The sequence below is a fragment of the Xanthobacter aminoxidans genome (genome assembly GCF_043193615.1).
Lineage (GTDB): Bacteria > Pseudomonadota > Alphaproteobacteria > Rhizobiales > Xanthobacteraceae > Xanthobacter > Xanthobacter aminoxidans.
Genome location: NZ_JBAFUS010000003.1, coordinates 231,524 through 256,122 on the forward strand (window position 1 = coordinate 231,524; position 24,599 = coordinate 256,122).

Consider the following 24,599-nt stretch of genomic DNA (forward strand, 5'->3'; position numbering starts at 1 on the left):
GCCGCCGGGCTGTCCGGCGGGCGGACAAGCGCGAAGGGAAGCGCCATGATCTATTTGATCGCCGCCATCGCCGGCCTCGCCGGGGCGCTGTTCGGCTTCGACGAGGGCGTCATCGCCGGGGCGCTCGCACCGTTGCGCAGGGACCTCGGCATCGATCCCGTTGCGGAAGGCATGATGACGGCGGCGGTGCCCTTCGGCGCCTTCATCGGCGCCATCGTCGGCGGCCGGCTCGCCGCCGCCGCGGGGCGCCGCAAGCTGCTGTTGTGGTCCGCCATCCTGTTCATCGGCGGTGCGCTCTTGAGCGCGCTGGCCGGCGGGCTCATCACCCTCACCCTCGCGCGCCTCGTCATCGGCCTCGCGGTGGGCGTCGCCGCCATGATGGCCCCGCTCTATATCTCCGAGAGCGCTCCGGCCAAGGAGCGCGGCATGCTGGTCTCCATCTACCAGCTCGCCATCACCCTCGGCATTCTCGGCGCCTATGTGGTGGGCTACGCCTTCGACGAGAACTGGCGCTGGATGTTCGCCATGGGCGCGGTGCCGGCGGTGCTGCTGTTCGGCGGCATCTTCGCTCTGTCCGACACGCCCCGGTGGCTGGCCATGCGCGGCCGCAGCGCCGAGGCGAAGGCGGCGCTTGCCCGCATGCGCGAGCGGCCGGAGAGCGACCCCGCGGTCGCCGCCGAATATGAGGAAATCCGCGCCGCCGCGGCCGCCGACGAGGGCCGCAAGGCCACCTTCGCGGACCTGCTCTCGCCCCGCGTGCGCCCGGCGCTCATCGTCGCCATGGGCCTGTTCCTGTTGCAGCAGCTCTCCGGCATCAACGCGGTGATCTATTACGCGCCCACCGTGTTCGAGCTGTCGGGCTTCAGCTCCACCACCACCCAGATCCTCGCCACCGCCGGCATCGGCGTGGTGAACGTGCTGATGACGGTGGTGGGCATGATGCTCATCGACCGGCTCGGCCGGCGCCTGCTGCTGCTCATCGGCTTCGCCGGCACCGCGGTGTCGCTGGGCGCCATCGCCATCGCCGCCGCCACCGGCAGCCCGTCTTTGGGCGTGCTCGCCCTCGCCGGCCTCGTGCTCTACATCGCCTCCTTCGCCATCGCCATCGGCCCGCTGCCGTGGGTGATGATGTCCGAGGTGTTCCCGCTGGATTGCCGGGCGCTGGGCATGAGCATCGCCTCGCTGGTGAACTGGGGCTTCAACTTCATCGTGGTGTTCAGCTTCCCGGTGCTGGTGGCGGAGTTCGGCCTTGCCGGCGTGTTCGGCCTCTATGCCGTGGTGTGCGTCGCCGGCCTCGCCTTCACCCAGTGGCTGGTGCCGGAAACCAACGGCGTGAGCCTGGAAGAGATCGAGCGCCACCTCAGAAGCGGCCGTCCGCTGCGCGAGCTCGGCCGCCTGCACGCGGCCTGAGGAGACCCCATGAGCGAGACCTCTCCCGACGCCCCCCTCGATTTCGAGGCGCTGGTCGTCGCCCTCCTGCCGCTCGGCCCCTACCATGCGGCACTGGAGCCGATGGTGGCGGACCTTGCCCGCATCGCGGCGCTGAACACCCAGCTCAACGCCGCTTTCCGGCGCATCGCCGAGCGCTCCGGCTTCCCCGAAGGCGCGGTGCATCGCGAGCACCTCGCCGAGGATGCGGAGGCGGTGGGCACCTTCTTCGAGTACGTGCATTTCGCCTCGCCCAGCTTCCTGGGCTCGGTGGGGGAATGGCCGCTGGTCGGCGAGCGGCCGCTGGCCGGGACGGCTTCGGGAGGCGCGCGTGACTGAGGCAACCCATTGCGACGTGATCGTCGTCGGCACCGGGGCCGGCGGCGGCATGCTGGCCTACGAGCTGGCGAAGGCGGGCCTCAACGTGGTCTCGCTGGAGCAGGGCGGACGCCTCGCCGACGACCATTTCAAGCGCGTGGACCCGCCGGGCACCCAGCTCGACTTCGGCATCCGCGCCAACACCGTGTGGCCGGCCGAGCCGCACGACAGCCTGTTCGTCCATCCCCTGTTCGAGAAGGGCGCGGACGGCTCCACCGGCTGGCCCGACAATAACTTCCACCACTACCAGATCCTCGCCGTCAACGGCCTCCAGAACCTCTGGAACGGCGTGAGCGTGCGCTTCTCCGCGCGCGATTTCCGGGACTGGCCCATCTCCTATTCCGACCTCGCCCCCCATTACGAGGCGGTGGAGCGGCGCATCATCGTCTGCGGCACCGAGGAGCATCTGGAGGAGTTGCCGGACGGCATCTATGTGCCGCCCAAGCCCCTGCGCCCCGCCGACATGATGATCGTCGATGCGGTCAACGCGATGGACGAGCCCTATTCGCACGCCATCCCCAACCGCAAGGCCATCGACACCCGGCCGGACAGCCCCAACGCCTGCGTCTCCACCGGCATCTGCACCTCCGGCTGCCCCACCGGCGCGGTCTACAAATTCACCGCCCGGCTGCTGCCCGAGATCGAGAACCTGCCCAATTACGAGCTGCGCCAGGGCGCCAAGGTGGTGCGGCTGCTGCGCGAGCCGGGCACGAAGCGGGTGATGGGCGTCGAATATCGCGACATGGCCACCGGCGAGGCGCGCGTCCTCACCGCCGATGCCGTGGTGCTCGCGGCGGGCGCCATCGAGAGCCCGCGCATCCTGTTCAATTCCGCCGACGAAGCCGCGCCCGAGGGCATGGGCAACGCCGCCGGCCAGCTCGGCCTGCGGCTGCAGGACAATCCCAAGGCCGTGCTCTCCACCTCGCTGTGGAAGCTGTGGGGCAAGGGCCGCGACTTCGACATCGGCTATGGCGACCTGCTCATCCTCATGTCGCGCGGCTGGCTGCCGGACGGGGAGGAATTCCCCTTCATCGGCCACGCCATCCACGGCGTGCCTGATATCCCGCACTATCTCGCCGGCATGAAGCGCTTCCCGCCCTTCATGAAGGAGCGGCTCGCCCGCTTCATGTTCCATTCCTACGTGACGCTCGGCCTGTTCTGCGCCGGCGAGCCCACCCCCGCCAACCGGGTGCGGCCGGGCACGACGCGCGACCGCTTCGGCGTGCGCCATGTGGCCGTGGACTTCTCCGCCACCCCGCGCGCGGAAGCCATGATGGAGGCCATGAACGGCTGGGGCCGCCAGGTGCTGCGCCATGCCGGGGCGACCTCCATCTATCCCTCGCGCGACAATACCGGCACCGGCATCCACTATGCCGGCACCACCGCCACCACCGCCGATCCGGACAAGGGCGTGGTGGATGCGGACCTGAAGCTGCACGACCTGGACAACGTCTATGTCTGCGACGGCGGCGTCATTCCCGTGCTCCCGGACAAGCACCTGACTCTGACCATCATGGCGCTGGCCCACCGCCTCGCCGGCCATCTGGTGGAGAAGGCGCGCACCGGCGCGACGGTTCAGGGCGAGCGCGCTCTGGCCTGAAGTTTAAGCTGGCACGCTCATACGCCGCGCGGGCTTGGGGCGCGCGGGCTCATCCCTCCGGCACGGCGCCGGCCATGATGGCGCCGGCGAAGCCGTTGATGCGGCCGAAGGCGGCGCGGGAGAGGTCTCCCGCCCGCAGCACCGCCTCGTGGCATTCGCCGGGGTCCTGGTTGATATGCGCCACCAGCGCCGCCGCCAGCTCGCTCTGGCCGATGGCGAGCGTGCGCAGGCCGAGCAGCAGATTGTCGAGATCGGCCCGCGTGAGGGAGATGCGCAGCGGCGCGTCCTCCGGCAGCCCTGTCCAGCGCGCAATGGCCTGAGGCGCGATCTGCGCCGCCTCGCTGACTTCGGTCATGAAAATCCCCGGCTGAAATGATCGGCCGGCCCGAAAAGGGCCGCTTCTTCCAGTCTACACTGCGCGGCTCCGGTCCCGAAGCCGCGCCCGCGTTGACGGGCATCAATGCCCCGCCGCCACCGGACCAATATCAACGTACCGCAAGGCAGCCGTGCTCGCGGCCCGACGGAAAGGCAGGAACGCCATGACGGATATGCTCTCCCCCGCCGCCTATGTGGAACGCCAGCGCCCCGGCCGCTCGAAGATGAAGGCGGCCATCTTCGTCGAGAAGAACCGCATCGTGCTGGATGAAAAGCCCATCCCCGATGTCGGCCCCCTCGACGCGCTCATCCGCATCACCACCACCACCATCTGCGGCACCGACGTGCACATCCTGAAGGGTGAGTATCCGGTGGCGAAGGGCCTCACCATCGGCCACGAGCCGGTGGGCATCATCGAGAAGCTCGGCTCGGCGGTGGAGGGCTTCGAGGAAGGCCAGCGCGTCATCGCCGGTGCCATCACCCCCTCGGGCTATTCCAACGCCTGCCTGTGCGGCCAGTGCTCGCAGGACGGCCCACGCACGAAGCACGGCTTCAAGGCCATGGGCGGCTGGCGCTTCGGCAACACCATCGACGGCGCGCAGGCGGAATATCTCGTGGTGCCCGACGCCATGACCAATTTGTCCCCGGTGCCGGAGGCGCTGTCCGACGAACAGGTCCTGATGTGCCCGGACATCATGTCCACGGGCTTTGCCGGCGCCGAGAGCGGCAAGGTGAAGATCGGCGACACGGTGGCCGTGTTCGCGCAAGGCCCCATCGGCCTGTGCGCGACGGCGGGCGCCAAGCTCATGGGCGCGACGCGCATCATCGCGGTGGATCGCGTCGCCGCGCGGCTGGAAATGTCCCGCGCCATGGGCGCCGACCTGGTGGTGGACTTCTCCAAGGTCGATCCGGTGGAGGAAATCCTGCGCCTCACCGATGGGCGCGGCGTGGATGTGGCCATCGAGGCGCTGGGCCGGCAGGAGACGTTCGAGGCCGCGTTGCGGGTGCTGCGGCCCGGCGGCACGCTCTCTTCGCTCGGCGTCTATTCGGGCGACCTGAAGATCCCGCTCGATGCCTTCGCGGCGGGCCTCGGCGACAATGCCATCATCACCTCGCTCTGCCCGGGCGGGAAGGAGCGCATGCGCCGGCTGATGGACGTGGTCGCCTCCGGCCGGGTAGACGCCCGCGCCCTCGTCACCCACCGCTTCAAGCTGGACGAGATCGAGGCCGCCTACGACCTCTTCGCCAACCAGCGCGACGGCGTCCTCAAGGTGGCCATCACGCCGTAGGGGGGTGTCTTCTCCTCTCGTGGGAGAAACACCAAACCGTCGTCATCGCCCGGCTCGTCCGGGCGATCCACGGATCGGCCGGGGTCAATCTTTCGGCCATTGCTCAGGCGGCGCGGTGGATCCCCCGGACAAGCCGGGGGATGACAGCCCGAGGGCATGAGCAATTGCCGGCCGGGGTGTATAAGAACCGGCCCCTCCGGTTCGGGACTGCGCGCGTGGCGAGGCCCCCCATGACAGCACCTGCGCAACCGCCCCAAAAAACCGCCGGCGACCATGTGGTCGCCGATCAGGGCGCCGTCTTCGCCCTCCTCGCCGATCCCGCGACCCACGGCATTGCGGAGAAGGTCGTCCGCATCGACACCCACGGCGCCGCCCTCTTCCTCGCGGGGCCGTTCGCCTACAAGGTGAAGCGCGCGGTCTATTTCCCCTTCATGGATTTCTCCACGCTGGAGAAGCGCCGCGCCGCCTGCGCCGCCGAGGTGGAGATATCGGGCGCGGGCGCCCCCGGCCTCTATCTCGGCGTGGTGCCCATCGTGCGCACCGCCCATGGCCTCGCGCTCGGCGGCGAGGGCGAGGCGGTGGAGTATGCGGTGAAGATGCGCCGCTTCGACACCGATCTCACCCTCGATCGCATCGCCGAACGCGGCGACCTCACGCCTGAGCTGGTCAAGGCCGTCGCGGCCATGGCGGTCAACGCCCACGCCGCCGCGCCCGAGCGCCGGGGCTTCGACAGCGCCGGCGCGCTCTCCACCTATCTCGAAGACACCATCGCCGAATTTGCCGCCCGGCCGGACCTGTTCCCGGCGGAAGACGTGGCGCGGCTGGCCGAGGTGTCGCGCGCGGCGCTGGCGCGCGTGCGGCCGCTGCTGGCGGCGCGTTCGGAAGCCGGCTTCGTCCGCCGCTGCCATGGCGACATGCACCTGCGCAACATCGTGCTTCTCGATGGCAAACCGGTGCTGTTCGACGCCATCGAGTTCAACGACGAGATCGCCACCTGCGATGTCCTCTACGACCTCGCCTTCCTGCTCATGGACCTGTGGCAGAGGGGCCTGCGCGACGCCGCCAACGCGATCTTCAACCGCTATCTCTGGGCGAGCGATGACGCGCAGCTCGACGGGCTCGCGGCGCTGCCGCTCTTCCTCAGCCTGCGCGCCGGAATCCGGGCGAAGGTGGAGGCGGCGGGGCTGGCGCATCTGGACGGGGAACAGCGGGCGGAGGCGCAGGCGCGGGTCGCCCATTTCTTCCGGCAGACCATCGCCCTCCTCGGCACCCCGCAGCCCGGACCGATTGGGTTCGGCGATGGGACAGTGGAGGCGGCTGCCCCCTCCCGGCCCACGCTCTGGGCGGTGGGCGGACTGTCCGGCAGCGGCAAGAGCACATGGGCGGCCAAGATGGCCCCCGGGCTCGGCACGCGGGCGCCGGGTGCGGTCGTGCTGCGATCGGATATCGAGCGCAAGCGCCTCTTCAACGTGGCGGAAACGGAAAAGCTGCCCCCGGAAGCCTATGCGGCCGAGGTGAGCCCGCGCGTCTATGAGCGGCTGCGGAGACTGGCGCGCCGCGTCCTCGCCAGCGACTACACGGTGATCGTGGATGCCGTGCATGCCCGCCCCGAGGAGCGCGACGCCATCGAAAGCGTCGCTCGGGAGGCCGGCGTGCCGTTCTCCGGCCTCTGGCTCGACGTGCCGGCGGAAGAACTCGTCCGGCGGGTGGAGGCGCGCACGGGCGATGCGTCAGACGCGGACGCGGCCGTGGTGCGCCACCAGCTCGGCTACGACCTCGGCGTCATCCGCTGGACGCGCAGCACGCGCGCCCTCAGCACTTCCCCCTAGCCCCCCTAGCACTTGCCCTGCGTCTCCGGCTTCGGATTGACGCCCGAGACCGTGTCCGGCTGGCGGGTGGGCGAGGCCGGCGTACCCGCTTGGGGCGTGAGGCCAGTGTGGGAGCCGCCGGTGCCGCCGGTCCAGCCCGTGGACCCCTCGCTGCCCGGCTTGGTGCCGGAATCGGCACCGCGCGCGGGGGGCGTCGCGGCGGTGTGGGGCGGCTCCTCACAGGCGCCGGTCTGCGCCGCAGGCGCGGCTGTCTGGGCGGAGGCCGGCGCAGGCACGCCGGACGCGAGAAGAAACATGATGCCGCCGACGATGGCGGTTGCGCAGATGCGGGCCACGTTGGGCGAAGGCAGCACCACGGGAGACGGGCGCCAGGGCGCCGTCGAATAGATGTTCAAGGCGTCGGTGAAGGGCATGTCCGTTCTCCTTTCGTCGGGAGAACGACTTGCCACGCCGCATGGTTCCTTGATTCCTGCGCCGGCGTCCCGCCAGAGCCCCCGCTTGTCGCCTCAGCCGGCGATGCGCACCCGCCCCGGCCCGGCCTCCACGCGGCCGATGCGTACCGCCGCCGGATAGCCCGCCGCGCGGATTTCAGCCAGCAGACGGTCGGCCTCCTCGGGCGCACAGGCGACGAGCAGTCCGCCGGAGGTCTGGGGGTCGGTGAAGAGGTGGCGCTGCCAGTCGGGCGTGCCTTCGGGCAGATCCACCTCGGCGCCGTAGCTCGCCCAGTTGCGGTGCGAGGCGCCGGTGACGAAGCCCTGCTGCACCAGCGTTTCCGCGTCCGAAAGCCAGGGCAGCGCGGCGCGCTCGATGACCAGCGTCGCGCCCGAGCCGCGCGCCATCTCCAGCCCGTGGCCGAGGATGCCGAAGCCAGTCACGTCGGTGATGGCGCTCACCGCCGCCTCCTTGCCGAGCGCCGCGCCCACGCGGTTCAGCTTGGTCACGGAGGCGATCATCTCGTCATAGGCGGCGGGGGAGAGCGCATCCTTCTTGAAGGCGGCGGAATAGACGCCGACGCCCAGCGCCTTGGTGAGGATCAGCGCATCCCCCGCCCGCGCCGTGGAATTGCGGCGCAGCCGCGCCTTGGGCGCCCGGCCGATGACGGCGAGGCCATAGACCGGCTCCGGGCAATCGATGGAATGGCCGCCCGCCACCGGAATGCCCGCCTCGGCGCAGATGGCCTGCCCACCGGCGAGGATGGCGCGCACGGTCGCGGTGTCGATCTTGCCCAAAGGCATGCCGAGGATGGCGAGGGCCATCAGCGGCTCGCCGCCCATGGCGTAGACATCCGAAATGGCGTTGGTCGCGGCGATGCGGCCGAAATGGTCGGGGTCGTCCACCATGGGCATAAAGAAGTCCGTGGTGGCGATGATGGCGGTCTCGCCGTCGAGATCGTAGGCGGCCGCGTCGTCCCCCGTCTCGGTGCCCACCAGCAGCCGCTCGAACGGCCCGCCGCTCGCCTGCCCCGCCAGCAGCTCCTGCAGCACCGAGGGCGCGAGCTTGCAACCGCAGCCGCCGCCATGGGCGAGGCTGGTGAGGCGGACGGGCGGGTTGGGCACATCGAGCATGGCGCGGGTTCCATGAAGGGAGCAGCCGCGCGGCCGATCACGCCGCGCAGGAACATGTTTGGAAAGAATGTCCTCGCCGGGCGACGCTGAGCGCCACCACGGCGAGGATCACGCCCTGACCGGCGTCTGGATCACACCGCGATTTCAGCGGCGCGAATGGTATATTTGAAATTGTCCGGATCGAGGCAGTCGAGCAGGCCGCCGGCGCTGACCGCCTGCGGATACATCAGAAAGCCGAGGTGCGGCCCGTCGAAACCGGGCAGCGCCACGTCGTGCGCCGTGTTGTAGGCGAACCAGTTGCCCTCCCACGAACCGAACAGCGCCTTGCGCGCGGCGACCACCTTGGGGTCGTCGAGCGCGAGCTTGCCCGGGGGCTCCTCCAGCACCACCTTGCGCACGTCGGCGGGGTCCATCGGGGTCCAGCCGAACTCGGAGAGGAACACCTCGGCCCGGCAGTGCTGCGCCTTGGTGACGATCTCGGAATTGGCGCCGAGGCTCTTGTAGCCGAAGCGCGAGGGCACCACGCGCAGGCCGTAGACATCGCGCGCCGCAATGCCCTGCGCCCGCACGAGGCCGACGAACAAGGCGTTGAGGTCGGCGCACTTGCCGCCGAGATCGCCGCTCTTCAGCAGCGCCGCGATATCGCCGATGCCGCAGCCACGGGTCGCGGCGTTGCGATAGGTGTTCTCGACGATCCACTCGAAGATGGCGTGGACCTTCTCCAGCTCGGACGCCTTGCCGGCGATGATCTTGTCGGAGGTCGCCTTCACGATGCCGTCCGTGGGGATGAGGTCGGTGGCGGCGGTGTTGCGGCGGCGCTCCTCGGCGGTGAGCGGGGCGGGGTTGCCGGGCTTGGTCAGGTCCACGGCGAAATCGCGGCTGGTGGCGCGGCTGACCAGCTCCACCTTCGGCGCGGGCTCGCCCTCGGCCCAGGCGAGGTGCAGCATGTCGGCACCGGAGCGGGCGTCGCGCACCATCTTCGCGGTCTTGGCGTTGGTGGTCCAGGTGTTCTCGCCGGGCTTGAACCAGTCCGGATTGCTGAAGGAGGCCACCGGCAGCCAGGCTTGCACGGTGCCGGCAGGCTTCAGGATCTCGACCGTGGTGGTGATCTGGAAGCTGCGCCAGTTGCCCACCGTGGGGGCGAACACGCGCGCCGCGGGGGCCGTCTGCGCGGCGGCCTGCGCGAAGGCGGCGCGGGGCAGCAGTGCCGCGGCACCGGCGGAGACGCCTGCGAGGGCGCCGGCTTTCAGAAAGTCGCGACGGGTGGTCATCGGGTCTGTTCTCCCTGGGCTTCTTTTGGTTGGTTTTTTTGCGGGGGCGGCGCCGCGACGCGGATCGCGGCGCGGGTTTCAGGATCGGCCCAGTCCACCTCACCCTCGCGGGCGAGAACGAGACGGCCCGAGATCACCACGAAGCTCGCCGGCAGCAGGCTGACGCCCCACCCCCGCGCCGCCGCGCGGTTCTGGTCGAGGAGAACCGGTCCGGGCGTGGCGCCGGCCGTCCCTTCGGCGAAGAAGCGGCGGATGCGGTCGGCGGGCTCGGCCACATCCACCAGCAGCACCCGGACGCCGCTCAAGCGGACGAAATCGGCGAGGGCCGGAAGCTCGGTGCGGCAGGGCGCGCACCAGGTGGCGAAGAAGTGGACGATGGTCGGAGGATCGCCCGCGGCAAGAGTCACCGGCGCGCCGTCGAGGGCGCCGAGCGAGAGTGCGGGGGCGAGCGGGTGGCCTTCGACGGTCGCGAGAAGGCCCGGCGCAGCGCGCTCCGCCTCCGCGAGGACGGGCGCGGCGAGGACGGGTCCAGCCGCGAGCAGGAGGGCGAGCGCCACCGCGCCCGGCACGTCGCGCACAGGCAGAGACCCGACCGTCCCTAGACGCGCGGATACGCTCCCGCGGCCCCGCCAGCGACGCTGCGGCCCAGGATATGTTGTATCCGGCTGGATAGAGTGTGCGCCCCGACCCGCGGGAGCCAAACCGACCTTCACGCGGGCACTCTGCGTCAGGGTTGCAAGCGCGGTCAACGCTCCTTTCCGTGATGTCGGCCATGCTTCGGCAGCGCACAATCAGGCCGCGCCGCAAAACCACCTTCCGTTGCGTCACTAGAGGCAGCCGGCAACCGCCGGCGTGCCGCATCGCAACATGCGACAAGAAGGCGATTTTCGTTCAAACACGCGGAGTTGCGCCGACCCAAATTGACATCATTCCAGTTCCAAAATACCGTCCGCTCACGCTGGGTGATCCAGCTCCCGGAGCGGCCCCGTGGCCGTCCGAAACCGTCCCCGGTCGGGGCACGAAAGGTCGGAGGCTTCCTTCGATGAACATGGAGCTCTCGCGGCGCCAGTTTTTGAAAACGGCGGGCGCGGGCGTGGCGGGAACAACGCTGGGCGCGTTGGGATTCGGTCCCATCGAGGAGGCCCTGGCCTCCACCATCAAGCCGTTCCGCCTCGTCAACACCACCGAGGTGCGCAACACCTGCACCTACTGCTCGGTGGCCTGCGGCATCCTCATCTTCTCCAAGGGCAATCTCGCCAAGGGCGAGAAGGCGGACATCACCCATATCGAGGGTGACACCGACCACCCCACCAATCGCGGCACGCTCTGCCCGAAGGGCGCGGCCCTGCTGGACATCGTGAAGTCCGAACAGCGCCTCAAGCAGCCCATGATCCGGCGCGCGGGCTCCGACAAGTTCGAGAAGATTTCCTGGGACGAGGCGCTCGACAAGATCGCCAAGGCCATGAAGGCGGACCGCGACGCCAACTTCATCGCCAAGAACCAGGACGGCGTGACGGTGAACCGCTGGCTCACCACCGGCTTCCTCGCCGCCTCCGCCACCACCAACGAAACCGCGTTCGCCACCTACAAGGTGGTGCGCTCAACCGGAATTCTGACTTTCGACAATCAGGCGCGCGTCTGACACGGCCCCACGGTGTCCAGTTTGGGCCCAACTTTTGGCCGTGGCGCGATGACCAATTCGTGGACCGATATCAAGAACACGGATCTGGTCGTCATCATGGGCGGCAATGCCGCTGAAGCACACCCGTGTGGATTCAAGTGGGTCACGGAGGCGAAGGCCACCCGTGGCGCCAAGCTCGTTGTCGTGGACCCGCGCTTCACGCGCTCGGCCGCGGTGGCGGACTATTACGCCCCGATCCGGCAAGGCACCGACATCGCCTTCCTGCTGGGCGTCATCAACTACCTGATCCAGAACGACAAGATTCAGTGGGACTATGTGAAGGCGTTCACCAACGTCGGCTACATCGTCAAGGAAGGCTTCGGGTACCAGGACGGCCTGTTCACGGGCTATGACGAGATGAAGCGGGACTACAACCGCTCCTCCTGGGATTACGAGATCGGCCCCGACGGCTATGCGGTCGTGGACGCGACCCTCCAGCATCCCCGCTGCGTCTTCAATCTTCTGAAGCAGCACGTCTCCGTCTACACGCCGGAGATGGTCGAGCGCATCACGGGCACGCCCAAGGACAAGTTCCTGAAGGTGGCGTCCATGATGGCGGAGTGTTCGTCGCCCACCAAGACGATGACCTCCATGTACGCGCTCGGCTGGACCCAGCATTCCAAGGGCTCGCAGAACATCCGCTGCATGGCGATGGTTCAGCTGCTCCTGGGCAATATCGGCGTGCGCGGCGGCGGCATGAACGCCCTGCGCGGGCATTCCAACATCCAGGGCCTCACCGACATCGGCCTGATGTCCAACCTGATCCCGGGCTATCTCACGATCCCGACGGAGAAGGAGCCGGACTTCAACGCCTACATGTCGACGCGCGGTTTCAAGCCGTTGCGTCCCAATCAGATGAGCTACTGGCAGAACTACAAGAAGTTCTTCGTGTCGTTCCAGAAGGCCATGTGGGGTGCGTCGGCGACGGCGGACAACAACTGGGCCTACGACTACCTGCCGAAGCTCGACGTGCCGTCTTACGACATCCTGCGCGCGTTCGAGCTGATGAAGCAGGGGAAGATGAACATCTACTTCTGCCAGGGCTTCAACCCGCTGCAGGCCTTCCCCAACAAGGCCAAGCTCGCGGAGGCGCTCGGCAAGCTCAAGCTCCTCGTGATCATGGATCCGCTGGAGACCGAGACCGCGCGCTTCTGGGAGAACCACGGCGTCTACAACCAGGCCGATCCGTCGAAGATCCAGACGGAAGTCATCCAGCTGCCCACCACCTGCTTCGCCGAGGACAACGGCTCGCTGGTGAATTCGGGCCGCTGGCTGCAATGGCACTGGGCCGCCGGCACCCCTCCGGGAGAGGCGAAGACGGACATCTACATCATGGCGCAGCTCCATCTGCGCCTGAAGGAGATGTACAAGAAGGACGGCGGCGCGTTCCCCGATCCGATCGTCAACCTCACCTGGAACTACAAGGACCCGCACGAGCCCTCGCCCGACGAGCTTGCGAAAGAGCTCAACGGCTACGTGGTCTCGGACGTGCTCGACCCCAACGACCCCACCAAGAAGGTCCTTGAGGCGGGCAAGCAGGTGCCGACATTCGGCGTGCTGCGCGACGACGGCTCCACCGCGGCGGGCTGCTGGATCTATTCCGGCTGCTACACCGAGGCGGGCAACATGATGGCGCGGCGGGACAATTCCGATCCCGACGACACCGGCGCGTATCTGAAGTGGTCGTTCGCCTGGCCGGCGAACCGCCGCATCATCTACAACCGCGCGTCGTGCAACATCGACGGCAAGCCGTGGGACGACACCCGCAAGCTGATCTGGTGGGACGGGGCCAAGTGGACGGGCTACGACGTGCCCGACATCGCCCCCACCGCCAAACCGCAGGATGTCGGCCCCTTCATCATGAACCCGGAAGGCGTCTCGCGCCTGTTCACGCGGGGCATGATGCGGGACGGACCGTTCCCGGTGCATTACGAGCCATTCGAGAGCCCGGTCGCCAACCTGATCGCCCCCAAGGTGCGGGGCAATCCGGTGGCGCGCGTGTTCAAGGACGACTTCGCCCAGTTCGCGGACGTGGCGTCGAAGGAGTTCCCCTATGCGGCGACCTCCTACCGGCTCACCGAGCACTTCCATTACTGGACGAAGAACAACCACGTGAATTCGGTGCTCCAGCCCGAGTTCTTCGTGGAAATCTCCGAGCAACTGGCGAAGGAGAAGTCGATCCAGAACGCCGGCTGGGTCCGCGTGTGGTCGAAGCGGGGCTCGGTCTTCGCCAAGGCCTACGTGACCAAGCGCATCCGTCCGCTGATGGTGGACGGCAAGCCCGTGCACATCGTCGGCATCCCCATCCACTGGGGCTTCGTCGGTGCCGCCAAGAAGGGCTTCCCGGCCAACGTGCTGACCCCCTTCGTGGGTGACGCGAACATCGAGACGCCGGAGTTCAAGGCGTTCCTGGTCAACATCGAGCCCTCCACCGGGCCGGTGGCGTAAGGAAAAGGAGAACCAGCATGTTTCCTCCGATTCCGAACCCCACCACCGCCCCCGTGGCGCCCAAGCTGAGCGATGCGGACCTCGTCCGCCGCTCGGCCTCCGGTTCCCCCTCGCAGGTCGAGTTCAAGGAGCCGGTGGCCAAGCTCATCGACGTGTCGAAGTGCATCGGCTGCAAGGCCTGCCAGGCGGCGTGCCTCGAATGGAACGAGCTCCATGAGGAGATCGGCACCTTCAACGGCACCTACACCAACCCGCCGGACCTGACGCCCGCCTCGCTCACGCTCATGCGCTTCACCGAGTGGGTGAACCCCGAGACCGACAATCTCGAATGGCTCATCCGCAAGGACGGCTGCATGCATTGCGCCGATCCGGGCTGCCTGAAGGCCTGCCCGGCGCCCGGCGCCATCGTGCAGTATTCCAACGGCATCGTGGACTTCGACCACGCCAAGTGCATCGGCTGCGGCTATTGCGTGAAGGGCTGCCCCTTCAACATCCCGCGCATCTCGCAGGTCGATCACAAGGCCTACAAGTGCACTTTGTGCTCGGACCGCGTGGCGGTCGGCCAGGGTCCCGCCTGCCAGAAGGCGTGCCCCACCCAGGCCATCGTCTTCGGCACCAAGACGCAGATGAAGCAGTGGGCCGAGGGCCGCATCAAGGATCTGAAGTCTCGCGGCTACAAGAATGCGGGCCTGTATGATCCGCCCGGCGTGGGCGGCACGCACGTGATGTACGTGCTGCAGCACGCCGACAAGCCCTCGATCTATGCGGGCCTGCCGGACAATCCGCGCATCAGCCCCATCGTCGAGGCGTGGAAGGGCGTGACCAAATATGTGGGCCTCGGCGTCATGGGCTTCGCCGCCCTCGCCGGCGCGCTGCATTACCTCGTCAACGGCGCCAACAAGGTGTCGCCGGAAGACGAGGCGAACGCCGAGAAGCTGACGGCTGAAAAGCTGTCGTCCGGAGGCCGCTCATGAGCGCACCCTACGATCTGGAGACAGGCGACGCGGTTCATCCGGGTCGCCCGGTGCAGGTGGACCGCTACACGGTGGGCGCCCGCATCAACCACTGGGTGACGGCCATCAGCCTGATCCTGCTGGCGATTTCGGGCCTCGCCCTGTTCCACCCCAGCCTCTATTTCCTCACCGGCCTGTTCGGCGGCGGGCAGCTGACGCGCACCATCCATCCCTGGATCGGCGTGGTGCTCTTCTTCTCCTTCGCCGGCATGTTCCTGCGCTTCTGGAAGGCCAACCTCTGGAAGAGCGAGGACGGCACCTGGATGCGCCGCCTGCGCGACGTCATCGCCGGCCATGAGGAGAAGCTGCCCGAACTCGGCAAGTACAATGCCGGGCAGAAGCTGGTGTTCTGGGGCATGAGCCTGCTCATCATGGTGCTCATCACCTCGGGCGTGGTGATCTGGCAGGCCTATTTCGCCACCTACACCACCATCGAGCAGCAGCGCATCGCGCTTCTGGTGCATGCGCTGGCGGCGGTGGCGATCATCTGCGTGTGGATCGTCCACGTCTACGCGGCCATCTGGGTCAAGGGCACCATCAGCGCCATGACCAAGGGGCAGGTGACGGGCGGCTGGGCATGGCGGCACCACCGGAAGTGGTTCCGCGAGCTGGTCAGCTCCCGCAAGTCGGGCACCCGCGGGACTCCCGCGGAATAGCGCTTACCCCTATAATGGCCTCCCGGCCGCCGCGAGCGACCGGGGGGTTCTTGTCCGGTGCACGTGACCCGTGAGGTTCGTGAGGTCATCATGTCGCGTACCTTCGGCCCCGCGTCGGCACCCATTCCCGATCCCTCCGTGCTGGAGGGTGTGACGGCCCCGACCTTCGCGTATCTGCCGGACCCCTCGACCCTGTTCGCGCGGCGCGCGGCCCGGTTCCGGCATCTGGCGCACAGCCATCCCCTTGCGCCCTACCTCACCTTTCTCGCCGGGCTCTGCGAGGCGCAGCACGCCGCCATCGCCGCGACGCCCGCGCCCGAGCCGGTGGACGCCGCCCAGGTCGAGCGCGCCCGCGCCAACGAGATGCCGCCCCTCGACCGCAGCCATTTCACCAGCGATGCCGCCTTCGACACCCTGTTCGAGCGGGCGCTGGCGGAAGCGACCAAGATCGAGCAGCCCGAAGCCGCCCGCACCGCGCTGGAGCGGGTGCGCATGGCGTCCGACGTGGCACGCGGCGAGATGATCCGCAACGTGCTCGCCTCCTCCATTCCCGAGGAAGCTTTGGCCGAGCATCTCTATGTGGCGGCGGCGCTGGAAGCCCATTTCGCCCGCCTCGCGTCCCAGCTCGACGCCTCCCGCCTCGTGCCGGTGGGCGACGGCGTGTGCCCCACCTGCGGCGGGCCGCCGGTGGGCAGCCTCATCGTCAACTGGCCCACCTCCCACGGCGCCCGCTATTGCGCCTGCGCCCTGTGCGGCACGCTCTGGAACTTCGTGCGGGTGCGCTGCACCGCCTGCGGCTCCACCGCCGGCATCGGCTATCAGGAGCTGGAGGGCGGCAACGGCGCGGTGAAGGCCGAGACCTGCGACACCTGCCACGCTTATTCCAAGGTGTTCTACCTCGCCCAGGACGACGGGCTCGATCCGGTGGCCGACGACGTGGCGAGCCTTGGCCTCGACATCAAGCAGAAGGAAGGCCCCTACCGGCGCGCCGCCTTCAATCCCTTCCTCCTCGGCTATTGAGGGCGGCATGATGGCGAACGCACCAGCCGCCGTGGCCCTCTCCCCCGCTCCGCCCTTGCGCCTGCTCCCCTCCGTGGATCAGGTCCTGAAGGCCGAAGCCGCCCGCGCCGCCGTGGAGCGCCATGGCCGGCAGGCGGCGACGCAGGCGGTGCGCGATGCCCTCGACGAGCGCCGTGCTGCGCTCAAAGCCGGTGCCGGCGCCCCCGCGACGCCCGAAGAGATCGCCGCCGCCGCCCTCGCCCGCCTCGATGCCGCCGCCGCGCCCAGCCTGAAGCCGGTGTTCAACCTCACCGGCACGGTGCTGCACACCAATCTCGGCCGCGCCATCTTCGCCGAGGAGGCGATCGAGGCCGCCACCCGCGCCATGCGCAACGCCGTGTCGCTGGAATACGACCTCGACGGCGGCCGCCGCGGCGAGCGCGACGACCATGTGCGCGGCCTCATCTGCGAACTGACCGGCGCCGAGGATGCGACGCTGGTCAACAACAACGCCGCCGCCGTCCTCATCGTGCTGAACACCCTGTCGCCGGGAAAGCCGGCGCTGGTCTCGCGCGGCGAGCTGATCGAGATCGGCGGCGCCTTCCGCATGCCGGAGATCATGCGCCGCGCCGGGGCCGAGCTGGCGGAGGTGGGCACCACCAACCGCACCCACCCGCGCGACTATCGCGACGCCATCGCCCCCGAGACCGGGGTGATCCTCAAGGTCCACACCTCCAATTACCGCATCGAGGGCTTCACCGCCGAGGTGCCGCCCCGCGACCTGGCCGAGATCGCCCGCGCCGGCGGTGTGCCTTTGGTCAACGACCTCGGTTCGGGCACGCTGGCCGACCTCTCCCGCTACGGCCTCGTGCATGAGCCCACCGTGCGGGAGGCGCTGGCCGAGGGGGCGGACATCGTGACCTTCTCCGGCGACAAGCTGCTCGGCGGGCCGCAGGCCGGCTTCATCGTCGGGCGGCGCGATCTCATCGCCCGCATCAACAAGAATCCCATGAAAAGGGCGCTGCGCGTGGACAAGGTGCGCCTTGCCGCCATCGAGGCGACGCTGCGGCTCTACCGCGACCCGGACCGCCTCGCGTCCCGCCTTCCCACACTTCGCTACCTCACCCGCACGCGCGAGGACCTGGCCGCCCAGGCGGCCCGACTGGCGCCGCATCTTCAGCGCATCCTCGGCGAACGCTTCACCGTGGAGGCCGCGCCGTGCCGCAGCCAGATTGGCTCCGGCGCGCTGCCGCTGGAGACGCTGGAGGGCGTCGGCCTCGCCATCCGCGCCCGCGACGGCAGCGGCGGGGCCATCGGCCGGCTGGCCGACGCCATGCGACGGTTGCCGGTTCCGGTCATCGGACGGATTGACGATCAGGCGCTGGTGCTGGATGTGAGATGCCTTGAGGACGAAGCGGCGCTTGTCGCGTCCGTGACCGCTTTGGAGGGGGCACATGAGCTGGCTTGACCGACTGAAGGGCAAGGGTGGGGGACCGGACGACCCGGATACGCCGACCGATGCGCCCCAGGATCGCTCTGTTCAGGATCGCGCACAGCCCCGGCCCCCGCACGTCCATCCGCCCATGCCCCGCCTGCAGCGCGCCACCGAGCGCCGCCCGGTGAGCGAGGCCGAGGTGGATCTCGACGCGCTGCTCGGCGACATCGCCAGCGGCCTTGCCCCCACGCGCCCCGCCGCGCCCGAGGAGCGTCCCGTCGCCCCTGCGCCGCGCCGGCCCCGCCTTGAAGATCGGATGCGGGGGGACAACCCCTTCGCCCCCGTCTCCGAGCCGGAGCCGGTCGCTCACGAGCCGCACGCTCATGAGCCGCACCCGCGCGAGCCGGAAGCCCCCGCGGTGGAGCTGAATTTCGAGGAGATCGTGTTCGCGCGCGCGCCCAGCACGTCGGACGCGCCGGCGGCGCCCCCCGTCGAGGCCCCCGCGTCCGAACCCGCGCCGCACGTGGCGGCGCCCGAGGTCGCGGTGCCCGATTTCGTCGAGACCTACACCGCCGAGGCGAGCTATGCCGAGGTCTCCTACACCGAGCCCGCCTTTACGGAAGAGGCTGCGCCGGAAGAGCCGGTCGCCGACCCCCGCTCCCCCGAGGAGCTGATGGCCGAGGCGCTGGCGGCGGCCACCGCCGGCCAGTACGAGGCCGCGCTCAACATCTGGGAGCCGCTGGCCCGCGCCGGAAATGCCCGCGCCCAGAACAATATCGGTGCCTGCTTCGTGGACGGCCTCGGCGTCGACCAGGACCTCGACCTCGCCCGCCGCTGGCTGGAACTGGCCGCCGAGGGTGGTGATCCGGTGGGCCGGCGCAACCTCGCGACCCTCTATTTCAAGGGCCAGGGCGTGGCGCAGGACTATGCCCGCGCCGCCGAGCTGTACCGCGCGGCGGCCGAGGACGGCGACGCCCCCGCGCAGGACATGCTGAGCTGGATGTTGCTGGAGGGCGAGGTGATGTCCGCCGACGCCACCGAGGCCCGCCGCTGGGCGCTGGCCGCGGCCGAGCAGGGCGTGGCCTCCTCCATGACGCGCCTCGGCATGATCGCCCACAACGCGCTGGACACGGATCGCGACCCGGTGGAAGCCGCGCGCTGGTGGCGCAAGGGGGCCGAGGCAGGCGACGCGGACGGGCAGGCCATGCTCGGTGCTGCCTACCATCTCGGTGCCGGCGTGCCCCATGACAAGATCGCCGCCTTCGCCTGGCTGCTGCGCGCCCGCGCAGGCCACAGCGCCCTCGCCGACCGCTTCTTCGAGGCGGTGAGCGCCACGCTGAGCCCGGAAGAAACCGCCGCCGCCCAACGCCGCGCCGCCATTCCGCTGGGGGAGCTTCCCTAAGGCATTTCCCTGGATCGCGTCATCGCGGAAATGCCTTAGCTTTTCGCGTTGGCGCGTTTTCTTCACGCGAACCGGTATCCACTTCGCTCGAAAGCGCTCATGTGATCATCGGCACGGCCGGACATATCGACCATGGCAAGACCACGCTGGTGCGTGCGCTCACCGGTGTCGATACCGACCGTCTGAAGGAAGAGAAGGCCCGCGGCATCTCCATCGACCTCGGCTTCGCCTATCTCCCGGTGGGGGAAGACGTGCTGGGGTTCGTGGATGTGCCCGGGCACGAGAAGTTCGTGCACACCATGCTCTCTGGCGCGGGGGGCATCGATTTCGCGCTGCTGGTGGTGGCCGCCGACGATGGCGTGATGCCGCAGACCCGCGAGCATCTCGCCATCCTGGACCTGCTGGGCATCGACAAGGGCGTGGTCGCCCTCACCAAGGCCGACCTTGCCGACGCCGACCGCCTCGCGGCGGTGGAAGCCGAAATCACCGCCCTCCTCGCCCCCACCGGCTTGGCCGGCGCGCCCATCCTGCCCGTGGCGGCGGCGCGGGGCGACGGGGTGGATGCGCTGCGCGAGATGCTGGTGGACGCTGCGCGGACCCTGGGCCGGCGGGCGGGCGGCGGGCGCTTCCGCCTCGCCGTGGACCGCAGCTTCACCCTGTCCGGCGCCGGAACGGTGGTGACGGGCACGGTGCTGTCCGGCGCGGTGAAGGTGGGCGACCGGGTGACGGTGAGCCCCTCCGGCCTTTCCGCCCGCGTCCGCTCCATCCGCGCGCAGGATCGGGTCTCCGAGACCGGCGTCGCCGGCGACCGCTGCGGCATCAACCTCGCCGGCGAGGCCATCTCCAAGGACGCCATTTCCCGCGGCGACGTGGTGCTGGACCCCGCCCTGCACGCCCCCGCCGACCATATCGACGCCGAGCTGAAGGTACTCGCCAGCGAGCCCCGCCCCATCGCCCAGTGGCTGCCGGTGCGCCTGCACCATGCCGCGCGGGAGGTGGGGGCGCGCCTCGTGCTGCTCGGCGATGCCATCCCCCCCGGCGGCACCGGCAAGGTGCAGCTGGTGCTGGAGGCGCCCATCGCGGCGGCGGCGGGCGACCGCTTCGTCATCCGCGACACCTCGGCCCAGCGCACCATCGGCGGCGGCCGCTTCCTCGATCTGCGCGGCCCGCGCCGCAAGCGCCGCACGCCCGAGCGCATCGCCCAGCTCGATGCGCTGGCGCACCGCGACCCGGCCGAGGCTTTGGCCGCGCTCCTCGCCGTGCCGCCGCATTTCGTGGACCTCGATGCCTTCGCCCGCGACCGGGCGCTCTCGCTTGAGGAAATGGAGGCGCTGGCGCAGCGGCTCGATCTCGCCCGCCTCGCCGCAGGCCCCACCACGCTGGCGCTGACGCAGGCGACGCTTGCCACCTTCTCGGCCAGCGTGATGGCCGCGCTCGACGCTTTCCATGCGGAGAACCCGGACCTGCCCGGCCTCGGCCGCGAGCGGCTGCGCATGATGCTGGAGCCGCGCCTGCCGGCCGCCGCCTTCCTCGCCGCGCTCGCCGCCTTGCCGGCCGGCACCATCCGGCAGGAGGGCGCCTGGGTGCGCCGGGCCGACTTCTCGGTGAAGCTCGCCGCCGCCGACGAAGCGCTGTGGGCGCGCATCAGGCCGCTGCTCACGGGCGAGGAGCGCTTCCGCCCGCCCCGCGTGCGCGACATGGCCGGCCTCCTCGCCGTGCCCGAGCCGGAGGTGCGACGGCTCATGAAGCTGCTCGGCCGCATGGGCCGGGTGGACGAGGTGGCCCACGACCACTTCTTCCTGCGCCCGGTGGTGTCGGAGATGGTGGAGATCATCACCCGCCTCTCCGGCGAACGCATGAAGGACGAGTTCACCGCCGCCGCCTTCCGCGACGAGGTCGCCAACGGGCGCAAGGTGGCGATCCAGATCCTCGAATTCTTCGACCGCCACGGCCTCACCTTGCGTCGCGGCGATCTGAGGCGCATCAATCCGTTCCGGCTGGACCTGTTCGCCGGAGCGGCGGACGATGCGCCGGAGACGGCCGCGGCGGTGCCGTCGCGGGGAAGAGAAGCGTCCCTGGTGGGGCGTCCGGACTTCAAATCCGGGAGGGGCCGCGAGCCGGTCCTTGGTGGGTTCGACTCCCACTCTCTTCCGCCAAATACTATTGCGCCAAATCCTCTTGCGCCAAATTCCACTGCGCCAAATCCGAAGCCCCCCGCGCCCGAGGCGCGCCCCCGCAGCTACGGGAAGGGACGATGAGCCCCGAGACCGACCTCCCCGCCCCGGCCCCCGAGGCCGCGCCCGATCCGGCCGCGGCGGCCCGCATCGAAGCCCGCGCCGTTCTGCTGGCGCGCCTCGACGCGGCGAAGGTCGCGGCCGATGTGGCGGAGACGGCCTATCGCGCCGAGGCCGCCCGCCGCACCGAGGAGTTGGCGCGGGAGCGCGCCCATGCCTGGCGCCGGGCCGATCTGATGCGGTCGCTGGCCGCCGTACTCGACGGCATCGCGGACGCGGAGATGGCGGTTGCCGCCGGGCAGGCGCTGCTGCGCGCCAGGCTCGGCTGGTCCGACGACAGCGAGGCCCGCGCCGAGGTGCTCGCGCGCTTCGCCCCGGTCGCCGTGGCGCTGTTCGAGATGGAGAGCGAGGCGGCGCCCGAGGCCGCCCTCGCCGCCCTCGCGGCGTTCGAGGACTGGTATGCCACGACGCGGCAGAGCGCCTTCTGGTACCTGTTCGAGCACTATCTTCCCGACACGCCCCTCGTGGATTTCTGACCTCCCATGGCCACCGATTTCGACGACTGGCTCGCCGCCACCTTCGCCGACCATGGCGGCTTCACCGCGCTGGTGGTGCTGGTGCGCATCGCCGAGCCGGAGGTGAAGCCGCTCGCCTCCACCTTCCTCAACATCATCGGCGACGAGGTGGACTGGGCCGGCATGATCGCCCTGTTCGCCGGCTCCCGGCAGGCCTGGGACGGCGCCGCCTTCTTCGCGCAGGTGGAGGACACGGGTCCCCTGGAAAACGCCGAGGCGCGCGGCCGCCTGCGCGCGCTGGAGCAGCGCATCCGCGAGAACCGGCTGGTGCTGAACGAAGGCGATTTCTTCGACACCCTCGGCCGCCGGCTGAAGGTGGAGGAGATCGCGTCGCACTGAGGGGGTGGACGCGGCGGCGGTCATGGCCCGCCCTTTGGCGCTCGCCCTGCCGGCCCTCGACGGGTCACGAACCGCCGTCATGGCCGGGCTTGTCCCGGCCATCCACGTGGACCGGCCGGGTATCCGTCGTCGGCCATCGTCCCGTCGGCCTGACGTGGATGCCCGGCACAAGGCCGGGCATGACGACCGCTTGACTCGCTCCCCCGCCCCTACTCGATGGGGAAATCGAAATAGGTATCCGGGAAAGGCTCGTCCTTCAGGGTGAAGTGCCACCATTCCTTGTCGAACGGCTTGAAGCCGTTCTGCGCCATGAGGCCCGCGAGCAGCCGGCGGTTGGCGCGCTGGGCGGCGGTGGCGGTGGGGGAATCGGGCCAGGAGCGCGGGCTGAACAGGTCGAAGGGCGTGCCCATGTCGAGATCGCGCCGCGTCGAGAGATCGAACAGCGTCAGGTCCAGCGTCGAGCCGCGCGAATGGCCGGAGCGGGCGGCGATGTAGCCCTCCGCGAACAGGTCCTTCTTGGCGACATCGGGATAATAGGTGGGCTTGGTCTTCTCGTCGGCGAGGTCGCTGGCCCAGCGGGCGAAATGGGCGACGGCGCGGGCCGGGCGGTAGCAATCGAAGATGCGCAAGCCGAGGCCCTTCTTCCTCGCATCCGCCGCCACCTGCGCCAGCGCCTCGGCGGCCGGGCGGGTGAGGAAGCAGCGGGCGGCGCCATAGCCGTCCACCCGCGTGCCGACGAAATTGTCGGTGGAGAAATAGCGCACGTCGAACACCGCGTCCGGCACCACGCCCGACACGTCCACGAACAGGTCCGGCCGATCGGTCCGCGCATCCGCGGCGAGCGGCAGGCCGGCAATGGTGAGGGTGAGTGTGAGGGCTTGGGCGGCGGGCTTCACCAGTCGATCCATCAGGGCTCTGAGCATGTCGCGTTCGCGTCGGGTGGTGAGGCCCAAGCATAGGCCCCGCCGCGGATACCCGCCAGAGCGGGCCTCACGCCATGCGCGCGGGCGGCTCCGGCAGATCGACGGGATCGCGCAGCGGCGGTGGCTCCGGGTCAGGATCACGGCGCGGCTCGCGGGAGGGGTCGCCCTCGGGGAGCGGGGGCAGGTCCGGACCGGGCTCGGGAAAATCCGGCGGGTCCTCCACCGGGTCCGGCGGCAGGATGGGCGGCTCCGGCGGACGGCCGGGCTCGGTCGGGGGGAACGGGCCGCCCGCGAGGGCGGCCAAGCCTGAAGAGGAGGACCGGCCGCCCGCGAGGGCGACCGTATGGGGTTCAACGCCGGAGCGCATGGGGTGGAAAGGGGCGAGGTTCATCCCGGGCCAACGCCCGGGACCTGCCCCTGTTCCCCCCCGCGGCTTCCCGCGGATCAGGAGAAGAAGGAGGTGATGGTCTGCCAGATGCTCTTCTTCGGCGCGGCGGTGGCGCCGGCCTCGGCGGGCTTGGCATCGATGGAAATGGTGCCCGGCGCGGTCTGGGACTTGGCCACCGCCTCCGGCGAGAACACGCCGGCGAAGGCGGGGAGCTTGGCGAGGGTGTCGGGGCCGGCCATGCCGTCCGCGTCCAGCCCGTTCTTTTCCTGGAACTCCTTCACCGCCTTGGCGGTGGCGGGGCCGAAGGCGCCGTCGGCGGGAATGCCCAGCGCCGTCTGCAGCTTCTTCACCGCCTCGCCCTTGGTGCCCACCGTGAGCAGCACAAGCTCCGGCAGGCCGAGCGCCGTGAAGGTGTCCGGGCCGGCGATGCCGTCCGCCGAAAGGCCGTGCTGGGTCTGGTAGGCCTTGAGGGCCGCCTCGGTGCCGGGGCCGAACTGGCCGTCCGCAGTCACCCCGAGCTTGGCCTGAAGGATCTTCACCGGCTCGCCCGCGAGCCCACGCTTGAGAAGTGCCATGACACACCCCGGTCCAGTTGCCCCGGCCTTGAGGCCGGCAACCGACATTGCGGGAAAAGAGCCGCTGCGGCACCCTCAAAAATGAACCGCCCAAAAGAAAAATGCCGGGTCCTGGAGGGGACCCGGCAAGTATCGCTGCAGAGCAGCGAACCTTCCAGAGGGGAACAGCTGATGCACCGCACAAGGTGCAATCAGC

The 24,599-nt window shown here is 69.7% G+C and carries 21 protein-coding genes, 1 tRNA gene and 1 pseudogene; 15 read left to right on the forward strand and 8 right to left on the reverse strand.

Annotated elements, in window-relative coordinates:
- The first annotated feature begins 9 nt into the window (after positions 1–9).
- Genes V5F74_RS16165 through V5F74_RS16175 form a run of 3 tightly spaced genes read left to right on the forward strand, consistent with a single transcriptional unit; the run spans position 10 to position 3,406 of the window.
- Positions 10–1,410, forward strand: coding sequence for a sugar porter family MFS transporter (locus tag V5F74_RS16165; RefSeq protein ID WP_284145553.1), 1,401 nt, complete (start codon positions 10–12; stop codon positions 1,408–1,410).
- Positions 1,411–1,419: 9 nt separating this feature from the next.
- Positions 1,420–1,767 (forward strand): hypothetical protein, encoded by a 348-nt coding sequence (locus tag V5F74_RS16170; RefSeq protein ID WP_029557155.1) that lies wholly within the window; start codon positions 1,420–1,422, stop codon positions 1,765–1,767.
- Positions 1,760–3,406 (forward strand): GMC oxidoreductase, encoded by a 1,647-nt coding sequence (locus V5F74_RS16175; protein WP_394009186.1) that lies wholly within the window; start codon positions 1,760–1,762, stop codon positions 3,404–3,406. Before V5F74_RS16170 ends, V5F74_RS16175 begins: the two co-directional genes overlap by 8 nt.
- 49 nt (positions 3,407–3,455) lie before the next feature.
- Here V5F74_RS16175 and V5F74_RS16180 read toward each other — a convergent pair whose 3' ends face one another.
- Positions 3,456–3,761, reverse strand: coding sequence for a hypothetical protein (locus V5F74_RS16180; RefSeq protein WP_029557153.1), 306 nt, complete (start codon positions 3,759–3,761; stop codon positions 3,456–3,458).
- A 193-nt stretch (positions 3,762–3,954) separates the two neighbouring features.
- Between V5F74_RS16180 and V5F74_RS16185 the strand changes: the two genes are divergently transcribed.
- Together V5F74_RS16185 and V5F74_RS16190 are read left to right on the forward strand one after the other, a co-directional pair.
- A complete protein-coding gene (locus tag V5F74_RS16185; RefSeq protein WP_394009652.1) occupies positions 3,955–5,070 on the forward strand; it encodes an NAD(P)-dependent alcohol dehydrogenase in 1,116 nt (371 codons plus the stop codon).
- Positions 5,071–5,300: 230 nt separating this feature from the next.
- A complete protein-coding gene (locus V5F74_RS16190; protein ID WP_394009188.1) occupies positions 5,301–6,899 on the forward strand; it encodes a bifunctional aminoglycoside phosphotransferase/ATP-binding protein in 1,599 nt (532 codons plus the stop codon).
- A gap of 5 nt (positions 6,900–6,904) precedes the next feature.
- On the opposite strand, the gene V5F74_RS16195 is transcribed toward V5F74_RS16190, so the two are convergent.
- The 4 genes from V5F74_RS16195 to V5F74_RS16210 form a co-directional block, all read right to left on the reverse strand.
- Positions 6,905–7,312: a hypothetical protein gene (locus V5F74_RS16195; protein ID WP_394009190.1), complete on the reverse strand. Its 408-nt coding sequence runs from the start codon at positions 7,310–7,312 to the stop codon at positions 6,905–6,907.
- A gap of 93 nt (positions 7,313–7,405) precedes the next feature.
- A complete protein-coding gene (gene selD, locus V5F74_RS16200; protein ID WP_029557149.1) occupies positions 7,406–8,464 on the reverse strand; it encodes a selenide, water dikinase SelD in 1,059 nt (352 codons plus the stop codon).
- Positions 8,465–8,595: 131 nt separating this feature from the next.
- On the reverse strand, positions 8,596–9,735 hold the full coding sequence (locus V5F74_RS16205; RefSeq protein ID WP_394009192.1) for a transglutaminase-like domain-containing protein: 1,140 nt from the start codon (positions 9,733–9,735) through the stop codon (positions 8,596–8,598).
- Positions 9,732–10,313 (reverse strand): TlpA family protein disulfide reductase, encoded by a 582-nt coding sequence (locus tag V5F74_RS16210; protein WP_394009194.1) that lies wholly within the window; start codon positions 10,311–10,313, stop codon positions 9,732–9,734. Before V5F74_RS16210 ends, V5F74_RS16205 begins: the two co-directional genes overlap by 4 nt.
- Before the next feature lie 464 nt (positions 10,314–10,777).
- Here V5F74_RS16210 and fdnG point away from each other — a divergent pair, with 464 nt between their 5' ends.
- The 10 genes and pseudogenes from fdnG (at position 10,778) to V5F74_RS16260 (ending at position 22,517) form a co-directional block, all read left to right on the forward strand.
- The gene (gene fdnG, locus V5F74_RS16215) at positions 10,778–13,864 is read left to right on the forward strand and encodes a formate dehydrogenase-N subunit alpha (RefSeq protein ID WP_394009196.1); all 3,087 of its coding nucleotides are present in this window, start codon (positions 10,778–10,780) and stop codon (positions 13,862–13,864) included.
- 17 nt (positions 13,865–13,881) lie between these two features.
- Positions 13,882–14,838: a formate dehydrogenase subunit beta gene (gene fdxH, locus V5F74_RS16220; RefSeq protein WP_024277525.1), complete on the forward strand. Its 957-nt coding sequence runs from the start codon at positions 13,882–13,884 to the stop codon at positions 14,836–14,838.
- Positions 14,835–15,533 (forward strand): formate dehydrogenase subunit gamma, encoded by a 699-nt coding sequence (locus V5F74_RS16225; protein ID WP_374252076.1) that lies wholly within the window; start codon positions 14,835–14,837, stop codon positions 15,531–15,533. The genes fdxH and V5F74_RS16225 overlap by 4 nt, the downstream gene beginning before the upstream one ends.
- 90 nt (positions 15,534–15,623) lie before the next feature.
- Positions 15,624–16,553 carry a formate dehydrogenase accessory protein FdhE gene (gene fdhE / locus V5F74_RS16230; protein ID WP_394009198.1) on the forward strand — a complete coding sequence of 310 codons (930 nt, stop codon included), beginning with the start codon at positions 15,624–15,626 and terminating at the stop codon, positions 16,551–16,553.
- Between the two features lie 7 nt (positions 16,554–16,560).
- On the forward strand, positions 16,561–18,000 hold the full coding sequence (selA, locus tag V5F74_RS16235; RefSeq protein WP_394009200.1) for an L-seryl-tRNA(Sec) selenium transferase: 1,440 nt from the start codon (positions 16,561–16,563) through the stop codon (positions 17,998–18,000).
- A gap of 640 nt (positions 18,001–18,640) precedes the next feature.
- The gene (locus V5F74_RS16240) at positions 18,641–19,369 is read left to right on the forward strand and encodes a tetratricopeptide repeat protein (RefSeq protein ID WP_394009653.1); all 729 of its coding nucleotides are present in this window, start codon (positions 18,641–18,643) and stop codon (positions 19,367–19,369) included.
- A gap of 149 nt (positions 19,370–19,518) precedes the next feature.
- Positions 19,519–21,294: pseudogene (gene selB / locus V5F74_RS16245) on the forward strand (selenocysteine-specific translation elongation factor); the annotation flags it as partial.
- Between the two features lie 135 nt (positions 21,295–21,429).
- Positions 21,430–21,525 (forward strand) — tRNA-Sec (locus tag V5F74_RS16250).
- A 98-nt stretch (positions 21,526–21,623) separates the two neighbouring features.
- The gene (locus V5F74_RS16255) at positions 21,624–22,139 is read left to right on the forward strand and encodes a hypothetical protein (RefSeq protein ID WP_394009202.1); all 516 of its coding nucleotides are present in this window, start codon (positions 21,624–21,626) and stop codon (positions 22,137–22,139) included.
- Positions 22,140–22,145: 6 nt separating this feature from the next.
- Positions 22,146–22,517: a hypothetical protein gene (locus tag V5F74_RS16260; protein ID WP_029557137.1), complete on the forward strand. Its 372-nt coding sequence runs from the start codon at positions 22,146–22,148 to the stop codon at positions 22,515–22,517.
- Positions 22,518–22,726: 209 nt separating this feature from the next.
- Here the strand turns inward: V5F74_RS16260 and V5F74_RS16265 are convergent, their stop codons facing one another.
- From V5F74_RS16265 to V5F74_RS16275, 3 genes are all read right to left on the reverse strand, one after another.
- A complete protein-coding gene (locus V5F74_RS16265; RefSeq protein ID WP_394009204.1) occupies positions 22,727–23,440 on the reverse strand; it encodes a M15 family metallopeptidase in 714 nt (237 codons plus the stop codon).
- A gap of 67 nt (positions 23,441–23,507) precedes the next feature.
- On the reverse strand, positions 23,508–23,831 hold the full coding sequence (locus tag V5F74_RS16270) for a hypothetical protein (protein ID WP_394009206.1): 324 nt from the start codon (positions 23,829–23,831) through the stop codon (positions 23,508–23,510).
- A gap of 53 nt (positions 23,832–23,884) precedes the next feature.
- Entirely contained in the window at positions 23,885–24,403 is a 519-nt protein-coding gene (locus tag V5F74_RS16275) for a peptidoglycan-binding domain-containing protein (protein ID WP_024277514.1), read from the reverse strand.
- Positions 24,404–24,599 lie beyond the last annotated feature (196 nt).